Source organism: Haemophilus sp. SZY H36 (assembly GCF_018829625.1).
Classification (GTDB): Bacteria; Pseudomonadota; Gammaproteobacteria; order Enterobacterales; family Pasteurellaceae; genus Haemophilus; species Haemophilus haemolyticus_K.
Window position 1 is genome coordinate 271,054 of the sequence record NZ_JAHKKA010000002.1, and the last position, 18,493, is coordinate 289,546.

An 18,493-nucleotide genomic window follows, 5' to 3' on the forward strand; every position below is an offset into this window, starting at 1 on the left:
CCATCGATGGATAATCAATATTTATTAAGTGCGGTTGAAAATTCTCAGGAAATTTCAACCGCACTTTCTTCATCTCAACAATCTGAAAAAACGCGTGATACCGCCATCGTGGTTCACGTTTTCTTTGCACAAGATAAAAACACTGATGATCTACAAGAGTTTTTGCTACTCGCTGATTCAGCTAATGTAGATATATTGGATACAATCACGACCAGTCGCACCACTCCTCAAGCTAAATATTTTGTAGGCGAGGGAAAAGCTCAAGAAATTGCAGATGCGGTGCGATCACATAATGCTGATGTTGTGCTTTTTAACCATCAATTAACCCCAGCACAAACACGTAACTTAGAAAGTTTATGTCATTGTCGAGTGGTCGATCGCACTGGCGTCATTTTAGATATTTTCGCCCAACGAGCACATTCTCATGAGGGAAAATTACAGGTTGAACTCGCTCAACTAAAACACCTATCCACTCGATTAGTTCGTCGCAAAACAGGCTTAGATCAACAAAAGGGGGCTGTAGGATTACGTGGGCCGGGTGAAACTCAATTAGAAACGGATCGTCGTTTGATTAAAGTGCGCATTTCTCAATTACAAAATCGACTGGCAAAAGTGGAGAAACAGCGCAATCAAAATCGCCAAACACGCCAAAAAGCAAATATCCCGACCATTTCACTTGTTGGCTATACCAATGCAGGGAAATCAACCTTATTTAATCGTTTAACCAATGCAGAGGTTTATGCGGCTGATCAACTGTTTGCAACATTAGATCCAACTTTACGAAAATCACAGATTCAAGATGTAGGTACAGCAATTTTAGCGGATACGGTAGGATTTGTTCGACAGCTTCCGCATGATCTGGTTTCAGCCTTTAAATCGACTTTACAAGAAACGGTAGAAGCCAGCTTATTACTCCATGTCATTGATGCGGCTGATTCGCGAAAACAAGAAAATATCGATGCAGTCAATGATGTGCTAGAAGAAATTGGTGCAGAACAAGTGCCTGTTCTATTGGTATATAACAAAATTGATTTGTTGGAAAATGTTACGCCGCATATCGAATACAATGATGAAAACCAGCCTGTTGCAGTCTATCTCTCTGCGCAAGATGAGCAGGGTATTCATTTATTGTTTGAGGCTATTAAAGTGCGGTTAAAAAACGAGATACTTTCTCTTTCTTTAATTTTGCAACCGCACGAAGGCAAACTTCGCCATACTTTTTATCAGCTTGATTGTGTACGACATGAACAAATTTCTGAACAAGGAGAATTCTTGTTAGATATACAGATTGATAAAATTATGTGGTTAAAGTTATGTAAGCAATTTTCTAGGTTAGCAGATATTAAAATACAATCTGACAATGGCTAATTTATAGAAAATTATTTTCCAATCCCATATTGTTTCAATTTATTCGCAATCGCAGTATGGGAAACGCCTAAACGTTGAGCTAATTTTCTCGTGCTTGGATATTCTGCATAAAATAATTTTAGGACTTCTGCCTCATAAGAACCAATGATTTCATCTAAGGTTTTATTCTCAAATTCATCCAAAGAAATCACCGCACTTTGTGGAGGAGCAAGATCTAAACTCTCCGTAGTTAAGTGATTATCTTTTATCAATGAACAAGCACGATAAAGGGTGTTATAAAGTTCACGAACATTCCCTTTCCAATCATATTTCTTCAAATAAAGAAGAAAATCTTTATCAAAGGTTGGTTTTGCAATTTTTAATTCTTCACTGATTTCCTGTAAAAAACCTTGTGCCAGTGGTTCAATATCTGCCATGCGATCACGTAATGGAGGCACATTAATAGTGAGAACATTTAAGCGATGAAACAAATCAGCACGAACTTTACCTTGCTCAACAAGCAAATGGAGTGGAACCTGTGATGTACAAATCACTCGTACGTTTGCATGATGTTCCTTCTCTTCACCCACTCGACGGAAAGAGCCATCCGTTAAAAAACGCAACAATTTAGCCTGCAAGCTCAATGAAAGTTCAGCAATGCCATCTAGTAATACAGTTCCCTCATTCGCGTATTCAAAAAAACCGATGGTTTCACTGTCTCCGACTTTTCGACCAAACATTTCACTTTCCGCATCTTCATCAGGCAACCCCGCACAATTTACTGCGATAAATTTTTTATCACGACGCAAACTTTGATAATGGCAGGCTTTCGCTAACAAATCTTTTCCACTCCCTGTTTCACCTTGAATTAACAAAGGTGCATCAAACATAGCAAAACGTTTCGCGTTTTCTACCGCACTTTTCATGGATTCACTTTGCACAATAAAACAATCGAAAGGTTGTTGAGGATCAAATTTGAAGGTTGTCATATATCGGAAATATGAGAGAAATAATATGTGGTTATGATAGTTTTTTTACAGAAAGGTGTAAATATTATTTTACACATCGGAAAATAAAAATGCGGCCAATCTTGACCGCATTTTATATGACTATAATTTTAACATTCGCTCTGCTTCACGTGCACGAACAAGGAATTGTTTACGTTCGGCAGTTCCCATACCACTACTTGTGCCAGGCAATTTAACCGTCAACGGATTAACTGCTCGCCCATTAATGTGAAATTCATAATGCAAATGTGGACCTGTTGAAATGCCAGTGTTACCTGAAAGTGCTATTCTTTCCCCTTTTTTGATTTCTTGTCCTGCACGCACAAGTGGCTTGCTTAAGTGCATGTAAACCGTTTGATATTCTCGACCATGTCGAACGACAATATAACGACCCGCACCACCAGCTTGATAAGCTACTTTTTCGACAATACCATCAGCGGGAGCAATAATAGGTGTGCCTTGTGGAACAGAGAAATCCACACCTTTATGCGGTCGTATACGTCCAGTTACCGGATGACGACGATTCGGATTAAATGGTGAAGAAACCCGTGCTTGACGTTGTAATGGATAACGAGCAAAACCTTTACCTAGAGTCTCCCCTTGTTGACTATAATAACGACCATTTGTTGCTTGCACAGCATAATAACTCTTACCTTCAAATGAAAGGTGCAACGCTTCAACGTTACCTTGTCCAGTTAATTTATCATCTAAATATTCACGAGAAACTAAAATTGCAAATTTAGTTCCTTTTTTCAATTTCTGAATACTCACTTGCCATTGAAGTGCAGTTGTTAATTGATTAATCTGACGATTATCCAATCCTTGAGCTTTCAAACTTGCGGCAAAAGTACCATTAATCTCACCTTTTAATACTTCTTTCCGCCAAACACTTTTCTTCTCAATAACTTGACGTTTAAACGTTCCATTTTCTAAACGCTCATAAACTCGCTCTTCTTTTTCTGAAACAAGCCAATTTAAGTATTCTAAATTATCATTTTTATCTAAAATCCAATAAATTTGTTGGCCTGCATTTAAATGGGCCAATTGAGAATCCGTGTCAATTAAACGCTTTGCTGTATCATCTTCCAAACCAGAAAGTTCAAGTATATCTTTTAAAGTATCACCACTTGTAACGGTATGGCTAAATTGATCGGTAATTCGAATAGCCTGATCAGCTGCATCTAATAAACCACTTAGTGCATCTTGGGCATTTTGTGGAAGATCATCCAAATCATCTAAGAATGGTTTTACTTCTTCAACCTCATCATCATGAGCCTGTAATTCATCATCATAAGAGGTTGCTTCATCATGAGAATCTGGATGCGTCGTAATAGTCTCATCCTTAGGTGATGAGTTCAAAGATTGATATGCCACACCATCAACAACAGTCGGCATCATTTGACTGGATTCAGAATGGTTTTCAACATTATCTTTAAGCGTAAGTAAAATCCCAGTAAAAATCAGCAAAATAGCAATAAAAAAAACGCCCGCTTTAATGCGAGAACGCTTTTTCCGTCTATCTCGAGCTAATTTTACGTGTTGCACAGGATTTCCTAAAATTAAAAAGTTTTCAGCACTCAGACTGCAAATTAAAAAGAAAATTCATTTTACCTGAAAAAGTCTCAATTAAACGCCTAAATATTCATCATAAAGCATAAGTTCTTGAGGAATCGATCAAAATGCGCTATTTTGACCAGCTAATCTCAAAAGCGCGGCGATTTTATGAATATAACAGCTATTCACAGTCAACCTGATTTACCCCCATTAATTCAGCTAAAAAACATTAGTGTCGTTTTTTCACAAAAAACAGCATTACAAAATATCAATTTAAATATCTATCCAAATTCTATTATCACTATTGTTGGGCCAAATGGTGGTGGTAAATCAACGTTATTAAAAACTTTGTTAAAACTACAGACACCCACTTCCGGTGAAGTAATTTACAGTAAAAATGTTCGCATTGGCTATGTGCCACAAAAAATTCATTTGGATCATAGTTTGCCTATTACGGTTGAGCGATTTCTTTCGCTAAAAAGAGATCTTAAAACACAAGAAATTTCCACCACACTTGAACAACTTTCGATTTCACATTTACGCAAAAGTAATATGCAAAAACTTTCTGGTGGTGAAATGCAACGCGTATTATTAGCACGTGCAATTTTAAATAAACCGAATTTACTTGTACTAGACGAACCCACCCAAGGTGTAGACATTACTGGTCAAGCAGAGCTTTATCAGCTAATTCATCAGACCCAACAAAAATTAAATTGTGCCGTATTGATGGTATCACACGATTTACACATTGTGATGGCGGATAGTAAAGAAGTATTGTGTATTAACCAACATATTTGCTGTGCAGGTACACCCGATGTTCTCTCAAATGATCCAACATTTATGCGTTTATGGGGAAATCAGCTCGCACAAAATGTCGGCTTTTATACCCATCATCACAATCATCATCACACATTACACGGGGATGTGTGCGGTTGTAATTCACCAGCTGTGCATTGTCAAAATAAGGATAAATAATGTTTGAAATTTTATTTCCCGCTTTTCTAACAGGCATTTTACTTTCACTTATTACTGCCCCACTCGGTGTTTTCGTGGTATGGCGGAAAATGGCTTACTTTGGTGATACGCTATCTCACTCCGCATTATTTGGCGTGGCCTTAGGTATTTTCTTTCAAGTAAATCCCTATATCGCAATCATTATACTTACCCTCATTCTCGCCATTGCAATGGTATGGTTAGAAAGCAACACACAATTTTCTATTGATACATTACTTGGAATTATTGCTCACAGCTGTTTATCTCTTGGGGTAGTAACGGTAGGATTATTAAAAAATGTTCGTGTTGATTTAATGAGTTATTTATTTGGTGATTTACTAGCAATTAACTATACCGATCTTATTTATATTGGTATAGGTGTTATCATTGTACTGGCGGCCTTAGTATATTTTTGGCATGACTTACTTTCTACAACCGTATCACCTGAACTTGCCCAAGTAGAAGGTATCAATATAAAAAAAATGCGCTTTGTTTTAATGATTTTAACCGCTCTTACAATCGCACTTAGTATGAAATTTGTTGGCGCATTAATCATTACATCACTCTTGATTATCCCTGCCGCTACTGCGCGTCGTTTTGCACGAACCCCTGAATCAATGGTGTGTTATGCCACCATAATCAGTATGCTTTCCATTATCGGTGGTTTAATACTCTCGGTATTTTACGATACTGCAGCAGGTCCTTCTGTTGTAATATGTTCTGCATTTTTATTTGTATTATCCTTGATTAAAAAAGAACGCTTATAAAACATAATAAAAAAGACAGACACCAAATTCGGTGTCTGTCCTAAAATTATGAAAGAAAATTGCTAACTATGCTATTTGTACAAAAAAATCTTTTAAACCAATTAACACATTATTCACAGCAACTGTCGCTAAAATTAATCCCATCACACGACTAATAATTGCAGCCCCGGCATTACCAATAAAATGTTGAATGCGATTTGCACCAAGTAATAATAAATAAGTGATTAATAACACCGCTAACATAATTCCCGCCGTAATAAATTGTTCTGTAAAATTAAAACGATGGTTATCTGTTAAAAGTACAATGGCCATCATTGCACCAGGAGAGGCAATAGACGGAACCGCAAGAGGATAAACCGCAATTTCCGTAATATTCACCTTCATCTTTATTTCTTGTTCTGGCTTACTTTCACCAAAAATCATACTTAAAGCAAATAAAAAAAGCACTAAACCACCCGCAATTTGGAATGCAGGTAAAGGCACCTTCATCGCTTCAAAAAGAATTTGTCCACCAATCAAAAAGAAAAGCAAAATACCGGCTGAAATAATCACCGCATTACGCGCAATTTTCCTACGTTCATCTAATGAAAAACCAATCGTTTTCGAAAGATAAACAGGAATCGAACCGATAGGATCAATCACAGCCCATAACACGACAAACTGAACAACAAGAGAATCAAACATTTACGTTCCTTATTTATCACTAAAAACCATAGTTTCTGATTCTAGCAAAGAAATGACATGAAGTGCGGTTGGTTTTCTATCATTTTTCATTTGATTTAAAAACACAGAAAAAACCTACCGCACTTTTTAATTCATCACCATAAAAAATAAGTGGAATTCGATTTCTCTGCCAAGGGGGAATATCAAGTGATTGCCAGATTTTTTTTATATCTTCTCTTGGGCGTTTCGGATGATGTTTAACTTTACCTGAATAGCCAAAGCGGATAGAAATAGGTAAGTCCGTTTTGTCTAGCATAACAGAGTAATTCTGCCAGTAAAAAATCAGATTACGTTCATTTTCTTGAACAGTGAGATTGCCTAAATCATCGGGTAAACTTAGCGTGTTTTGTTCTAATTTTAGGATGTATTTGGTTAGATCAGAAAACGGCTTAGTTAAATATAAACTGTCCTTATAACGTCGAATGACTTTATTTACAAGCTGAAACTGAGGATTCGCATCTTCCCTTGCTAAAATAACATCATTAATAAGTTGTGTAAGCTGGCGTTTACTTGGCATTTCAAGTTGGTTTTCTGCAAGCCACATACGCAAAAGTGCGGTCTGTTTTGCTGGTGAATATTGGCGAAATTGGAGCAGTTTAAATTGGTTTTTAATTTGACAATGTTCTGCAAAAATTTCGCTCAATAAATCATTAATTAGCTGTTGTTGTTCAAAACAATGTTGAGCAGAACGTTGTACGGCTAAATCAAAATGAGCCCAGCGCTCACGTAATTCTGGCAAAATTTCATTGCGCAAGAAATTACGATCGTATCGATTATCCTCATTACTTTCATCTGTAATCCAGTTGAGTTTTTCTTTTTGGGCATAATCTTCTAACTGTGGACGAGTAAAGTCTAACAAAGGGCGTAAAATTGGCATGCCGAATAATACACTTTGTTGTTGCATAGCACCTAAGCCTTGTAGCCCGCTGCCACGTTTCAGCGCTAAGAAAAATGTTTCTATTTGATCGTTTAGATGATGCGCTGTAACCAGCATTTCTTGTGTTTGAAGATGTTTTTTTATGGATTGATAGCGTGCTTCACGAGCACCAGCCTCAATGCCATTGGTTTTATCTACTTGTACTCGCTCGATAATCAATGGAATTTGAAATTGATCGCATAAGTTTTGGCAGTGCTTAGCCCAATTATCGGCGTTTGGGCTTAATCCGTGATGAATGTGGATTGCTCGTATAGATAAAGGTTGTAAGTGCGGTCGTTTTTGACGAAGTTTTGCAAATAAAGAAAGAAGTACAGTGGAATCTAAACCACCACTCAAGGCAATAAGAAATCCTTGAGCAGAGGTTTGTTTGAGTTGTTTTTCAATGTCTGAAAGTAAGTCCATTAGGCAACTTTTTCAGCTTTATAATTGCTGCTTGGATTGAGAATTTCAAAACGCGCAGCAATGGTTTGTAATTCGTAAGAACCTAGTTCAAAGGTAGTTTTCATTACGCCTGCTACTTCGTTATTCATCGCTTCAAAGGCTTCTACATCAGATTTTCCATTGAGTAAATTTGCTAAGAATGTACCCGCAATTAAATCGCCCACGCCCACTGGTTCAAAGTTGAATTGATAAAGCGGACGGCTTAAATGCCAAACACCCTCAGTGGTTGCCATAATAATTTCAAATGTATCAGGATCCTTGATTTTACCCGCACTACCTAAATGTTTAACGAGAACTTTCTTCACGCCTTTTGAAATCAACGCATTCACCGCTTTTAATACATCGTCAAAGGTATTAACTGGGAATTCAGTCAGTTGGCGCAATTCATGTAAGTTTGGCGTCATGATATCCGCGACTGGGATAGCTTTTTCAATAAGTGCTTCACGAACACCATTGGCAACTACGCAGATTTTTTTCGGATGTGGCATCACTGGGTCACATAAATAAAGCGCATTTGGATTACGCAGTTTGATTTGTTCTAAGGCAAAAAGAATTTGATCGACTTGTTCTGCAGAACCTAAGTAACCCGATAACAAGGCATCACATTCTTGTAGTTTTTCAATGTTATCGAGTCCGGTCACTATTTCTCGAATTTGTTCTTGCGGAATAACCATGCCTGTCCATTTTCCGTATTGGGTGTGATTAGAAAATTGAACGGTATTTAATGCCCATACATCTACGCCTAGCAACTGCATTGGAAAAGTCGCGGATTTGTTACCCGCAAAACCATAGACCACATGGGATTGGATCGAAAGTACGTTTTTCATTATGTTTGCTCCTTTATTGTTATATTTAGATCAAAAAAGAGCGGCAAAAATCACCGCTCTTTTAGAATGTCAGCTAGCAATAACCGTAAGACATTAAACGTTCATAACGTCGATTTAATAATTCTTCTTTGCTTAGTCCATCGAGCTCTGCTAAATCTTCTTTTAAACGAAGTTTTAAGTTTTCAGCCATTTTCGCATAATTGCGATGTGCGCCGCCCAAAGGTTCTTGCACAATGTTATCGATAAGATTTAGTTCTTTTAAACGGCTTGCGGTTAATCCCATTACTTCAGCTGCGGTTGATGCTTTTTCTGCACTTTTCCAAAGAATAGAAGCACAGCCTTCTGGAGAAATAACAGAATAGGTCGAATACTGTAACATATTCACTTTATCGCCCACGCCAATAGCTAGTGCGCCGCCAGAACCGCCTTCACCGATAACGGTACAAATAACAGGAACGGTAAGCTGTGCCATTTCGCGTAAGTTACGGGCGATAGCTTCCGCTTGACCACGTTCTTCTGCGCCGATACCCGGATAAGCTCCCGGTGTATCAATAAATGTGATAATCGGTAATTTGAAGCGTTCGGCCATTTCCATTAAACGTAACGCTTTACGATAACCTTCAGGTGCTGGCATACCAAAATTTCGTTGTACTTTTTCTTTTACGGAACGACCTTTTTGATGACCAATCACCATCACTGGGCGACCATCTAAACGAGCCAAGCCACCAACAATCGCTTTATCATTAGCAAATGCGCGATCGCCTGCAAGTTCTTCAAATTCAGTAAAAATATGTTCGATATAATCTAATGTATAAGGGCGGTTTGGATGACGCGCCATACGTGAAACTTGCCAAGCATCGAGGTTAGCAAAGGTTTTTTTAGTGAGTTCGTTACTTTTCTTTTGTAAGCGTTTGATTTCATCAGTTAAATCAACTTTATCATCTGATGCTGCACGTAATGCTTCAATTTTTGCTTCTAATTCAGCAATCGGCAATTCAAAATCTAAATATTCTTGGCTCATTTTCTTATCCTAAAAAGACCGTAAAAATCGACCGCACTTTATCAAGAATTAAAGTATGGCGCAAATGGTTTTCACTGGTTGGGGGAGATAAGTAGCGAAGAAAATAATAGGAAAAAAACAGATCTATAACCACACCTTAAAAAGCAAAAATGGTATTGCTTATACGCATATACCATTTTTATATGAAGCTATATTCTATCTTTTTAAATGATTAAGAAATGATTGTTCCTTCTTCCGTTCCCATTACAACACGACGTAATGCACCAGGTTTTCCCATATTGAACACTCGAATCGGCATATGATGATCTCGTGCAAGTGTAAATGCGGCTAAATCCATCACTTGTAATTCCTTATCAATAACCTCTGCATAACTTAGTTGCTTATAAAGTTTTGCATCAGCATTTTTTGCTGGATCACAATCATAAACCCCATCGACTTTTGTTGCTTTTAATACCACGTCTGCTTCAATTTCAATACCACGTAAACAAGCTGCAGAATCGGTTGTAAAGAATGGGCTTCCTGTCCCTGCTGAGAAAATCACAACTCGTTTCTCACGTAACATTTTGATCGCCTCAGACCAATTGTAAGTATCGCAAATTCCATTTAACTGAAATGCAGACATTAATTTCGCATTTACATCCGCACGAAATAACGAATCACGCATTGCTAAACCATTCATTACAGTAGCAAGCATTCCCATATGATCGCCTACAACGCGATTCATTCCGGCTTTTGCTAATTTCGCGCCACGGAATAAATTTCCGCCACCAAGGACAACACCGACTTCAACCCCCATTTCTACAAGCTCTTTAATCTCTAATGCCATACGATCAAGAATTGATGGATCAATACCAAAACCTTCTTCCCCTTGTAATGCTTCACCACTTAATTTTAATAAAATACGTTTGTAAATTGGTTGGCTCATTATTTTTTCCTTTTGGCTTTAAAAATCGGCTTATTTTATAAAATAACCTAGCAAGAGTGAAGAAGTTTAAGATGGAATTTATGTGTAAAAGGTGGATAATATTGGGCACATAAGTCTAATCTAAAATATTTACGATAGGGCTATTTCAAGCAACCAATACAAATAGTTTTGATATATCAACAACCCCTACACTTTTCTTTTAACAGAAGGTAATTATGAACACTAAAAAAACATGGCTAGTTTTTCCCGCACTTTTTATACTCATTTGCGCATTGCTTGCGGGCTATTTTATTTTGATTGGTTCTGGCATGTTTAACCAGCCAAATTTGACGCTCATTTTACTGACGGCAGCGGTCATTATTTTACTTAGTAGCAGTAAAAAAACATTCTATTTTATTTTACTTCCTCTTTCATTACTTCATGCAATTTATACGCCTACGGGGTTAAACTTTGGTGCACCAAGTTATCAATATATCGCCTCTCTTTTTGCAACAGATATGTTAGAAACTAAAGAATTTCTCTTACAGATTCCTATAAGTAGCTATTTAATTGCTTTTTCTATTCCTATTCTTATCTTTGTGCAATATAAAAGTGCGGTCAAATTTGACATAAAATTTTATCAAAATAAAACCTTTATCGTTTTTACTACCTTACTCTTTGCTTATCATTTACCTATTTCATCCCCATTAAAAGAAACCGTTGATTCCACTGTCAAAATTCTCGATGAGGTGCAGAAACTCAAAAAAATGTCTCAATCAGATGATTGGGGAAAATCTACTTTGGAAAATTCTCCTTATGATGATTACGTCATTGTATTAGGTGAAAGTGCCCGTAAAGATTATCATCATGCTTATGGGTATCCAATTGAAAATACTCCCTTTATGTCAAATTCAAAAGGCATATTAATTGATGGTTTTCGTTCTGCCGGAACCAATACCGTCTCATCACTTCGTCTCATGCTAACCTTACCAAACAAGGAAAAATGGGAACCAAATTATAATTTAAGTCTTATTGATTTAGTAAAATCAGCAGGAATTAAAACATACTGGCTTTCAAATCAAGGTATGTTAGGAGAATTCGATACCCCTGTTTCATCACTGGCCTCAAAAGCAGATGAAACGATATTTTTAAAAAAAGGGGGAAGCTTTAATTCAACCAACTTCAGCGATTTTGATTTATTACCAAAATTTGCCAAAGTGCTAGAAAACCCTATTCAGGGAAAACGTTTTATCGTACTCCATATCTATGGCTCACACCCATTAGCATGCGATCGTGTAGAGGATTATCCAAAAATCTTTGATGATAATAAGATCGCGCCTAAATATGGCTACTTAAATTGTTATATTTCCTCAATTAAAAAAACTGATGAATTTTTAAAACGCGTATATGAGCAACTTAAAGAAAACAATCTAAAAAATCACCGCACCTTCTCTATGGTTTATTTCTCTGATCATGGGTTATGCCACCAACAAGATGAAAAACAAAATATTTTGTTGTTCAACCAAAATTGTTTCAGCCGTGAACATCACAATATTCCATTGTTTAAAGTATCTTCTGACGACACTGAACGTAAAGAATACAAGGTTTTTAAATCTGGACTAAATTTCCTCGAAGGCATTGCACATTGGGTAGGAATTAAAAATCCAAAATTGAATCATGAGGAAGACTTATTTTCTAATGAAAGCGATAAGGATGATTTTGGTTTACAAAAACGAATTAACGAGAAATATCGGAAAGATGATGACCCAGCAATAGATATTCGCCCAAACATTAACGCTCAGTAATATCAATACCATGCATAATTTCGATGATATTTATACATAAAATATCTATATACTTAAATCCTTTTGACTGGATGGACATAAAAACTTTCCTCTCAAGAGGATTTTTCTTTACTAAAAATACAAAACTCGCTTATGAGAACAAATAAGAATAACTTTTATAACCTTTTTCTCTATATAAAAAAAGCGGACATAATGTCCGCTTTTTCAACATGCAATATGGAAATAAATTATGCATTACCGCCAGTAATTTTTGCTACTTCAGCTGCAAAATCTTCTTCTTTTTTCTCGATACCCTCACCAACTTCTAAACGGATGAAGTTAGAAACAGAAGTGTTTACTGATTTTAAGAAGTCGCCTACAGATACAGAAGGATCCATGACGAATGGTTGGCCAGTTAATGAAACTTCACCAGTAAATTTCTTCATACGACCTTCAACCATTTTCTCTGCGATTTCTTTTGGTTTGCCAGAGTTAACAGCGATGTCGATTTGGATTTGGCGTTCGTGTTCCACTACTTCTGCTGATACATCTTCTGGATTTACGAATTCTGGTTTAGATGCTGCAACGTGCATTGCTACTTTTTTAAGTTCTTCAGCTGAACCTTCACCCGCAACTAATACACCGATTTTCGCGCCGTGTAAGTATTGAGCAATTACTTGACCATCTAAGTAAGCAACACGACGAATATTCATGTTCTCACCGATTTTAGCGACTAATGCAGCACGTTTTTCTTCGAATTGTGCTTGTAATGCTTCGATAGTTGTACCTTTGTTTGCTGCTGCGAAATCAGCTACTTCGTTTGCTAAACCTAAGAAGCCAGCATCTTTTGCTACGAAGTCAGTTTCACAGTTCATTTCAACTAATACACCGAAACCATTTTCTACGCGAGCAAGGATAACACCTTCAGCTGCAACACGGCCTGCTTTTTTAGCTGCTTTAGCTTGACCAGATTTACGCATGTTGTCGATTGCTAACTCAATATCACCGTTTGCTTCAACTAATGCTTTTTTACATTCCATCATACCTGCGCCGGTACGTTCACGAAGTTCTTTTACTAATGATGCTGTGATTTCAGCCATTTTTAAAATCCTCTGTCGAAAATGCGGTTTATTTTGACCGCACTTTTAGATAAAAATATAGGGGCTAAATTTTAGCCCCTATGCCAATTAATCGTTTGATTATTAAGGGCTTCGCCTTATTGCAAAACTTAAATTATTCTGCGTCAGCTGCTAATTCTTCAGCAACTTGAGTTTCGTTACCACGACCTTCTTTAACCGCTGCTGCAGCTGCAGAAACGTAAAGTTGGATAGCACGAGTCGCATCATCGTTACCTGGGATAACGAAATCTACGCCAGCTGGAGTTGAGTTAGTATCAACGATAGCAAATACAGGAATACCTAGGTTGTTTGCTTCTTTAACTGCGATATGTTCGTGGTCTGCACCGATAACAAATAATGCATCTGGTAAGCCGCCCATATCTTTGATACCGCCAAGGCTTAATTCAAGTTTTTCCATCTCACGGCTACGCATTAACGCTTCTTTTTTGGTTAATTTATCAAAAGTACCGTCTTGAGATTGGGTTTCTAAATCTTTTAAACGTTTAATTGATTGACGAACGGTTTTCCAGTTAGTCAACATACCACCTAACCAACGGTGGTTTACGTAATATTGCTGACAATCTAATGCTGCTGCTTGAACTGCTTCAGACGCTGCACGTTTTGTACCAACGAATAATACTTTACCGTTGTTGCTAGCAATGCGAGTTAATTCCGCTAAAGCTTCGTTGAATAAAGGTAAAGTTTTTTCAAGATTGATGATGTGAACACCGTTACGCGCACCAAAAATGAAAGGTTTCATTTGTGGATTCCAGTAACGAGTTTGGTGTCCGAAGTGTACGCCCGCGTTGATCATATCGCGCATTGAAACTTGTGCCATAATATTTTCCTTTTGTTGGGGTTGAGCCTCCACATATCAGCTAATCGACCGTTTGGCACCCCGATTAAGCCTTGTTGATATGTGTGTGTTGTTAGTAATTAAAAAGCTGCTTTTGAAAGGCAAAAACAGCGGTGCGATTTATATCATAAAGCACAGTATAATGCTAGTTAATTTTGGCATTTAGGCGACTTTAGTAAGCCTAATGATTTAATAAAAAATCGCTTAAAATACCCGCTGTGAATGATTTTCTTAAATAAAATCCTAAAGGTAAAGTTTCTATCACTTCACCATTTCGTCCAATTCCTTTCGTTATCGACCGACTATTTGCCCCCTTAGGACGAAGTTGCATAACCTCGCCAATTCGAGCAGTAATTTGATCCAATTTGCCAAGTACAATTAAATCCATCAATTCTTCCCAATCTTGTTTTAATTGACGTTCTTGCTCAGCGGTTGGCTTCCATAAAATTGGCGCGCCGATATGGCGTTCACGCAATGGAATATGGCGACTGCCTTCAATAGGCATCCAAAGTACACAAGAAAGTTTATGACGAACGTGGGAATTTTCCCATTTAACCCCTGAATTTTGAACCAATGGGGCAAGGCTCACAAAGGTGGTTTCAAGAGGATAACCCTCCGCATTAATCGGCAATGTTTTAAGTTCAACACCTAAATGAGAAAAATCCTGTTCAGCTTTACTCCCTGCCGTTGCGCCTAAAGCGCGCTCTAATAACATCCCCACCCAGCCTTTATCACGTTTTAAATCTGGCGGGACAGGAATATGCAGTTCATCAGCTAACTCCCCAAAAGTTAAGCCAGCAATTGATTGCGCTTGGGAAAGCAATTGTTCAAGGTTTTGTGGAATCATTCGTGATATTTCTTAAAAAAGCGAGGTTTAGTATTTTCAGTGCCTTTATCAATATAAGGAATTTTCTCTAACTGTAATAAAAAACGTTTTGCCTCTAAGCCACCACCAAAACCAGTTAAAGTACGATCTTTGCCTAAAATGCGGTGACAAGGAATAATAATACTAATCGGATTACTCCCTACAGCACCTCCCACGGCACGAACAGCTTTAGGATTATTAATCCTTAACGCCAGCTCACCATAACTTGAAAGTTCGCCATAATCAATTTCGCGCAAGGCTTGCCAAATGGCTTGTTGAAACGCTGTGCCTTCTGGTTTTAAGGGAATGTCTGAAAAATACTCAACTTCGCCATTAAAATATCGTTCAAAAGCCAACCGCACTTTTTGAAAAATAGGCAATTCATCTTGCTTGAGCCATTTGGGATTAGGCTCATATTGCTCTTTTTCAAAATCAACATGAGTAATACTTTCTCCATCAGATAAAACCAAAAGCCGCCCGACTGGCGAGGGGTAATAAGTGTAATAAAGTGCGGTCATTTTTCGCCTTGTTTTATAAAAAAGAAAAGCACACCTCGATTGGAAGTGTGCTTTATTATGCTAAATTTTTTAACGGATTAGAAACTATAATTTAAGTTTAAACCGTAAAGGTTAGCACTTGCTTTAGAGCTGTAATTGCCTGTAACAACCACCGCACCATTACTAATACGTTGCTCTTCTTTGAAATGAACTTTTTTACCTTTCAAATAAGCATAGCCTAAATCAACTGAAAGATTTGGAGTAAATTTATATGTAGCACCTACGCTATACCAAGTACGATCTGTATCAGGAATTGCCGCACTAGCATGTTCAGTTGCTGCAGCTTGATCATAAGCAATACCTGCGCGTAAAGTTAATTTATCATCTACGTTATAAGTTCCACCTAATGCAATACGTGAGCTATTTCTATAATACATTTTCTTATGGAATGCTTCTCTTCCATCTGAATGATAGCTTGCATATAAGTTTTTCAAACGACTCCAATGAGAATATTTATAACTGTAGTGCATTGCAAATTTTTCAGTTAATTGGTGGAATCCTGAAAACTCTAAGTAATCAGGTAAATTAAGCTTTAAACCACCTTCTTGGCCAATACGATGAGCTTGTAAACTAGTTGCTGTATGATCTGTAAAGTCAACATCTACTTTAGAATGGTAAGCTAAACCAATTCGGTGATTTTCATTAAATTGATACATTACACCAGCATTCCAAGCAAAAGCCCAAGCAGCTTTGTCTTGTAATTGGGTTAAAATAGTATCCTCTTTTACTGGCATAAAATTCGCAAGTACACCAGCTCTACGTTCAATTTTTGCTTGAGCATAAATCGCATTCAAGCCTAAACCAGCACTAAATCCTTCAGTAATACGATAAGAACCGCTTAGGTTTAAATTTAACGCCGTTAAATCTGTTGTGCCGCCAAACACACCGCCGTTATATTTGTTATCATACTCACTTTTCAAACCAAAATTCACATTCATGCCTGCACCAATCGCTACTTTGTCATTAACCGGTGCAACAAAATACATATTTGGTACAAGAGAACCTGGAACTACATTTTTTTGATGAAGATTAGTTGAAGTGCTTGGTAAACGAGCGCCCACATTTCTACCTAACGCAGTAATACCGGTATTACCACTCATATTAATCTTAGAATCAACATAAACGCCACCCACAGAAAATTGATTAGTTTTGAATAAACTCATTAATGCAGGGTTAGTTGCAACTACTGCAGCATTATCAGCAATTGCTGCTTCACCGGCATAAGCACGACCTAAACCAGAAGTCGATACTTCAGATAATTGAAACGCTGCCGCACTTGCCCCACCAGCAGCGAATAACATTGCGGTTGCTAAGACAGATTGATTAAATTTTTTCATTTGGAAACCTTTGTTATAAATAAAAATCTGGGCGATTCTAAAACCCGAATCTATTGAGTGCAAATCCATTTCCTTGTTTTTATTAGAGTTCCGACCAGTTATCGGGAACTTTTTGCATTAAATAGGCTATTTTGTTCAATTTTTGTCATTCATGAGAAAAATGATAAAATGTGCGAAAATTCATATAGGGAAAAGAAAATGACCGTAAAATGTAAAGCAGAAGAATCCTTAACCTGTAGCTGCGTTGATGTGGGCACAATTATTGATGGTTCTGACTGCACTGTAGAAGTACATCAATTTTATAGTACTGAAACTGATGCCTATGCAGCCCTTGAACGATTAACAAAGAAAGCTCGCGACACAGAAAGTGATCCTTGCGAAATTAAAAGCGAAATCGTGGCACTTGAAAACGGCGTTCAATTAAATGCCTCTTTCACTTTTAGTTGCCAAGCAGAGGCAATGATTTTTGAACTGGCGAATCGTTAGTATTTAATAACACACTAAATACTCAAAAAATTAACCGCACTTTTTTAAGTGCGGTTAATTTCCTCTTCCTATTTTGATTGTAAATCTTCCATCATTTGTTTTATTGCATCCTCAATTGAATCCCCATGATTTTTATGAGAAATCCATCGAAATATCACAGGATAACCCTGCTGTACTAATTTCTCTGCCAATTTTGGCGCATTAAATGGTCGCATTTTCTTACGTTGTTCAATACGTTGAAGTTGTTCTGATGTAAGCTTGGGATCTCGCTCAGGATATTCTTCATACTCACCTAAAGTGATCAATATATGCTTAGGACTTAATTTAATCCAAGGCATTGTTTGTGGTAAAAATGAACCATTTCCCCACCAAAGTGATGGACTTGCTAATGTATAATATTGAAATAAATCAGGTTGGTGAAATAATACATATAAACCGAATAGGCCACCAAATGAATGCCCGAAGAAAAACTGTTTCTCTGGATTAATATGGTATTGCTGTTCAATTTCTGGTTTAACTTGGGTTTGGATAAAACGCAGAAAATCTGAAGCCCCTCCACCATTTTTAAAATCCTCCCCATTCACAGGAAAAGTGTAATCCCGTTGACGTTCCGCTATGGCATAGGCATTCTCTGACACATAACCAATTCCGACAATAAGCGGTAACTCTTGAGTAGGATCCACCGTATTAACCGCAATGGGAAATTGTGCATTACCATCAAGCATATAAAGCACTGATAATGGTTTATTGTTAGCCTTAGGTTCCGCAATAAATAAACGATATGGCTTACTTTCAAAAAGAAGGTCTTTTTGATGAATCTTATAAAGTGTATTCATATTTTCGTTAATTTTAGGAATTATAAAATCAGGAGTAGCAAGAATCATGGGCGTATAAAAAACACTCAATAACGCACCAATACATGTCAAAAGAGTTAAGAAGATTCGTTTCATTATTAAAATATCGACCGTA

At 37.3% G+C, this 18,493-nt stretch carries 18 protein-coding genes; 5 read left to right on the forward strand and 13 right to left on the reverse strand.

All coding sequences use genetic code 11. The annotated features are described in order from the left end of the window. Positions 1-6: 6 nt before the first annotated feature. Positions 7-1,368 carry a ribosome rescue GTPase HflX gene (hflX, locus tag KP713_RS05090; RefSeq protein WP_215770015.1) on the forward strand — a complete coding sequence of 454 codons (1,362 nt, stop codon included), beginning with the start codon at positions 7-9 and terminating at the stop codon, positions 1,366-1,368. Positions 1,369-1,379: 11 nt separating this feature from the next. Here hflX and KP713_RS05095 read toward each other — a convergent pair whose 3' ends face one another. Both KP713_RS05095 and mepM read right to left on the reverse strand, forming a co-directional pair. Beyond that, on the reverse strand, positions 1,380-2,336 hold the full coding sequence (locus KP713_RS05095; RefSeq protein ID WP_215770016.1) for a sigma 54-interacting transcriptional regulator: 957 nt from the start codon (positions 2,334-2,336) through the stop codon (positions 1,380-1,382). Between the two features lie 120 nt (positions 2,337-2,456). Next, the gene (gene mepM / locus KP713_RS05100) at positions 2,457-3,899 is read right to left on the reverse strand and encodes a murein DD-endopeptidase MepM (RefSeq protein ID WP_215770017.1); all 1,443 of its coding nucleotides are present in this window, start codon (positions 3,897-3,899) and stop codon (positions 2,457-2,459) included. A 177-nt stretch (positions 3,900-4,076) separates the two neighbouring features. Between mepM and znuC the strand changes: the two genes are divergently transcribed. After that, on the forward strand, positions 4,077-4,883 hold the full coding sequence (gene znuC / locus KP713_RS05105; protein WP_215770018.1) for a zinc ABC transporter ATP-binding protein ZnuC: 807 nt from the start codon (positions 4,077-4,079) through the stop codon (positions 4,881-4,883). Beyond that, entirely contained in the window at positions 4,883-5,668 is a 786-nt protein-coding gene (gene znuB / locus KP713_RS05110; protein ID WP_048952832.1) for a zinc ABC transporter permease subunit ZnuB, read from the forward strand. Before znuC ends, znuB begins: the two co-directional genes overlap by 1 nt. Before the next feature lie 66 nt (positions 5,669-5,734). Here znuB and KP713_RS05115 read toward each other — a convergent pair whose 3' ends face one another. From KP713_RS05115 to pyrH, 5 genes are all read right to left on the reverse strand, one after another. Continuing rightward, complete coding sequence (locus tag KP713_RS05115) at positions 5,735-6,352, reverse strand: MarC family protein (RefSeq protein WP_048952831.1); 618 nt, start codon at positions 6,350-6,352, stop codon at positions 5,735-5,737. A 79-nt stretch (positions 6,353-6,431) separates the two neighbouring features. Continuing rightward, positions 6,432-7,730, reverse strand: a complete 1,299-nt coding sequence (gene tilS / locus KP713_RS05120; RefSeq protein WP_215770019.1) for a tRNA lysidine(34) synthetase TilS — start codon at positions 7,728-7,730, stop codon at positions 6,432-6,434. Next, the gene (gene pdxY, locus KP713_RS05125; RefSeq protein ID WP_215770020.1) at positions 7,730-8,596 is read right to left on the reverse strand and encodes a pyridoxal kinase; all 867 of its coding nucleotides are present in this window, start codon (positions 8,594-8,596) and stop codon (positions 7,730-7,732) included. The genes tilS and pdxY overlap by 1 nt, the downstream gene beginning before the upstream one ends. A 73-nt stretch (positions 8,597-8,669) precedes the next feature. Further along, on the reverse strand, positions 8,670-9,617 hold the full coding sequence (gene accA, locus KP713_RS05130; RefSeq protein ID WP_139989760.1) for an acetyl-CoA carboxylase carboxyl transferase subunit alpha: 948 nt from the start codon (positions 9,615-9,617) through the stop codon (positions 8,670-8,672). Positions 9,618-9,828: 211 nt separating this feature from the next. Next, entirely contained in the window at positions 9,829-10,542 is a 714-nt protein-coding gene (gene pyrH, locus KP713_RS05135) for a UMP kinase (RefSeq protein WP_048952828.1), read from the reverse strand. 215 nt (positions 10,543-10,757) lie between these two features. Here pyrH and KP713_RS05140 point away from each other — a divergent pair, with 215 nt between their 5' ends. Beyond that, entirely contained in the window at positions 10,758-12,326 is a 1,569-nt protein-coding gene (locus tag KP713_RS05140; protein WP_215770021.1) for a phosphoethanolamine transferase, read from the forward strand. 227 nt (positions 12,327-12,553) lie between these two features. Here KP713_RS05140 and tsf read toward each other — a convergent pair whose 3' ends face one another. The 5 genes from tsf to KP713_RS05165 all read right to left on the reverse strand — a co-directional run bounded on the left by tsf (position 12,554) and on the right by KP713_RS05165 (position 17,107). After that, positions 12,554-13,405, reverse strand: coding sequence for a translation elongation factor Ts (tsf, locus tag KP713_RS05145; RefSeq protein ID WP_215770022.1), 852 nt, complete (start codon positions 13,403-13,405; stop codon positions 12,554-12,556). Positions 13,406-13,538: 133 nt separating this feature from the next. Then, complete coding sequence (gene rpsB, locus KP713_RS05150) at positions 13,539-14,261, reverse strand: 30S ribosomal protein S2 (RefSeq protein WP_215770023.1); 723 nt, start codon at positions 14,259-14,261, stop codon at positions 13,539-13,541. A 199-nt stretch (positions 14,262-14,460) separates the two neighbouring features. Next, positions 14,461-15,126 (reverse strand): DNA mismatch repair endonuclease MutH, encoded by a 666-nt coding sequence (gene mutH, locus KP713_RS05155; protein ID WP_215770024.1) that lies wholly within the window; start codon positions 15,124-15,126, stop codon positions 14,461-14,463. Then, positions 15,123-15,662 carry a methylated-DNA--[protein]-cysteine S-methyltransferase gene (locus tag KP713_RS05160; protein ID WP_215770025.1) on the reverse strand — a complete coding sequence of 180 codons (540 nt, stop codon included), beginning with the start codon at positions 15,660-15,662 and terminating at the stop codon, positions 15,123-15,125. Before KP713_RS05160 ends, mutH begins: the two co-directional genes overlap by 4 nt. A gap of 77 nt (positions 15,663-15,739) precedes the next feature. Beyond that, positions 15,740-17,107 (reverse strand): porin, encoded by a 1,368-nt coding sequence (locus KP713_RS05165; protein ID WP_502793470.1) that lies wholly within the window; start codon positions 17,105-17,107, stop codon positions 15,740-15,742. 129 nt (positions 17,108-17,236) lie between these two features. On the opposite strand from KP713_RS05165, the gene KP713_RS05170 reads away from it, so the two are divergent. Beyond that, positions 17,237-17,524, forward strand: coding sequence for a YfcZ/YiiS family protein (locus KP713_RS05170; RefSeq protein WP_215770027.1), 288 nt, complete (start codon positions 17,237-17,239; stop codon positions 17,522-17,524). A gap of 68 nt (positions 17,525-17,592) precedes the next feature. Here KP713_RS05170 and KP713_RS05175 read toward each other — a convergent pair whose 3' ends face one another. Further along, positions 17,593-18,474, reverse strand: coding sequence for an alpha/beta hydrolase (locus KP713_RS05175; protein WP_502793471.1), 882 nt, complete (start codon positions 18,472-18,474; stop codon positions 17,593-17,595). Positions 18,475-18,493 lie beyond the last annotated feature (19 nt).

Coding starts and splice junctions, on each gene's coding strand:
- hflX (WP_215770015.1), top strand. CDS start 7: ATGGATAATCAATATTTATTAAGTGCGGTTGAAAATTCTCAGGAAATT.
- KP713_RS05095 (WP_215770016.1), bottom strand. CDS start 2,336: ATGACAACCTTCAAATTTGATCCTCAACAACCTTTCGATTGTTTTATT.
- znuC (WP_215770018.1), top strand. CDS start 4,077: ATGAATATAACAGCTATTCACAGTCAACCTGATTTACCCCCATTAATT.
- znuB (WP_048952832.1), top strand. CDS start 4,883: ATGTTTGAAATTTTATTTCCCGCTTTTCTAACAGGCATTTTACTTTCA.
- KP713_RS05115 (WP_048952831.1), bottom strand. CDS start 6,352: ATGTTTGATTCTCTTGTTGTTCAGTTTGTCGTGTTATGGGCTGTGATT.
- tilS (WP_215770019.1), bottom strand. CDS start 7,730: ATGGACTTACTTTCAGACATTGAAAAACAACTCAAACAAACCTCTGCT.
- pdxY (WP_215770020.1), bottom strand. CDS start 8,596: ATGAAAAACGTACTTTCGATCCAATCCCATGTGGTCTATGGTTTTGCG.
- accA (WP_139989760.1), bottom strand. CDS start 9,617: ATGAGCCAAGAATATTTAGATTTTGAATTGCCGATTGCTGAATTAGAA.
- pyrH (WP_048952828.1), bottom strand. CDS start 10,542: ATGAGCCAACCAATTTACAAACGTATTTTATTAAAATTAAGTGGTGAA.
- KP713_RS05140 (WP_215770021.1), top strand. CDS start 10,758: ATGAACACTAAAAAAACATGGCTAGTTTTTCCCGCACTTTTTATACTC.
- tsf (WP_215770022.1), bottom strand. CDS start 13,405: ATGGCTGAAATCACAGCATCATTAGTAAAAGAACTTCGTGAACGTACC.
- rpsB (WP_215770023.1), bottom strand. CDS start 14,261: ATGGCACAAGTTTCAATGCGCGATATGATCAACGCGGGCGTACACTTC.
- mutH (WP_215770024.1), bottom strand. CDS start 15,126: ATGATTCCACAAAACCTTGAACAATTGCTTTCCCAAGCGCAATCAATT.
- KP713_RS05160 (WP_215770025.1), bottom strand. CDS start 15,662: ATGACCGCACTTTATTACACTTATTACCCCTCGCCAGTCGGGCGGCTT.
- KP713_RS05165 (WP_502793470.1), bottom strand. CDS start 17,107: ATGGATTTGCACTCAATAGATTCGGGTTTTAGAATCGCCCAGATTTTT.
- KP713_RS05170 (WP_215770027.1), top strand. CDS start 17,237: ATGACCGTAAAATGTAAAGCAGAAGAATCCTTAACCTGTAGCTGCGTT.
- KP713_RS05175 (WP_502793471.1), bottom strand. CDS start 18,474: ATGAAACGAATCTTCTTAACTCTTTTGACATGTATTGGTGCGTTATTG.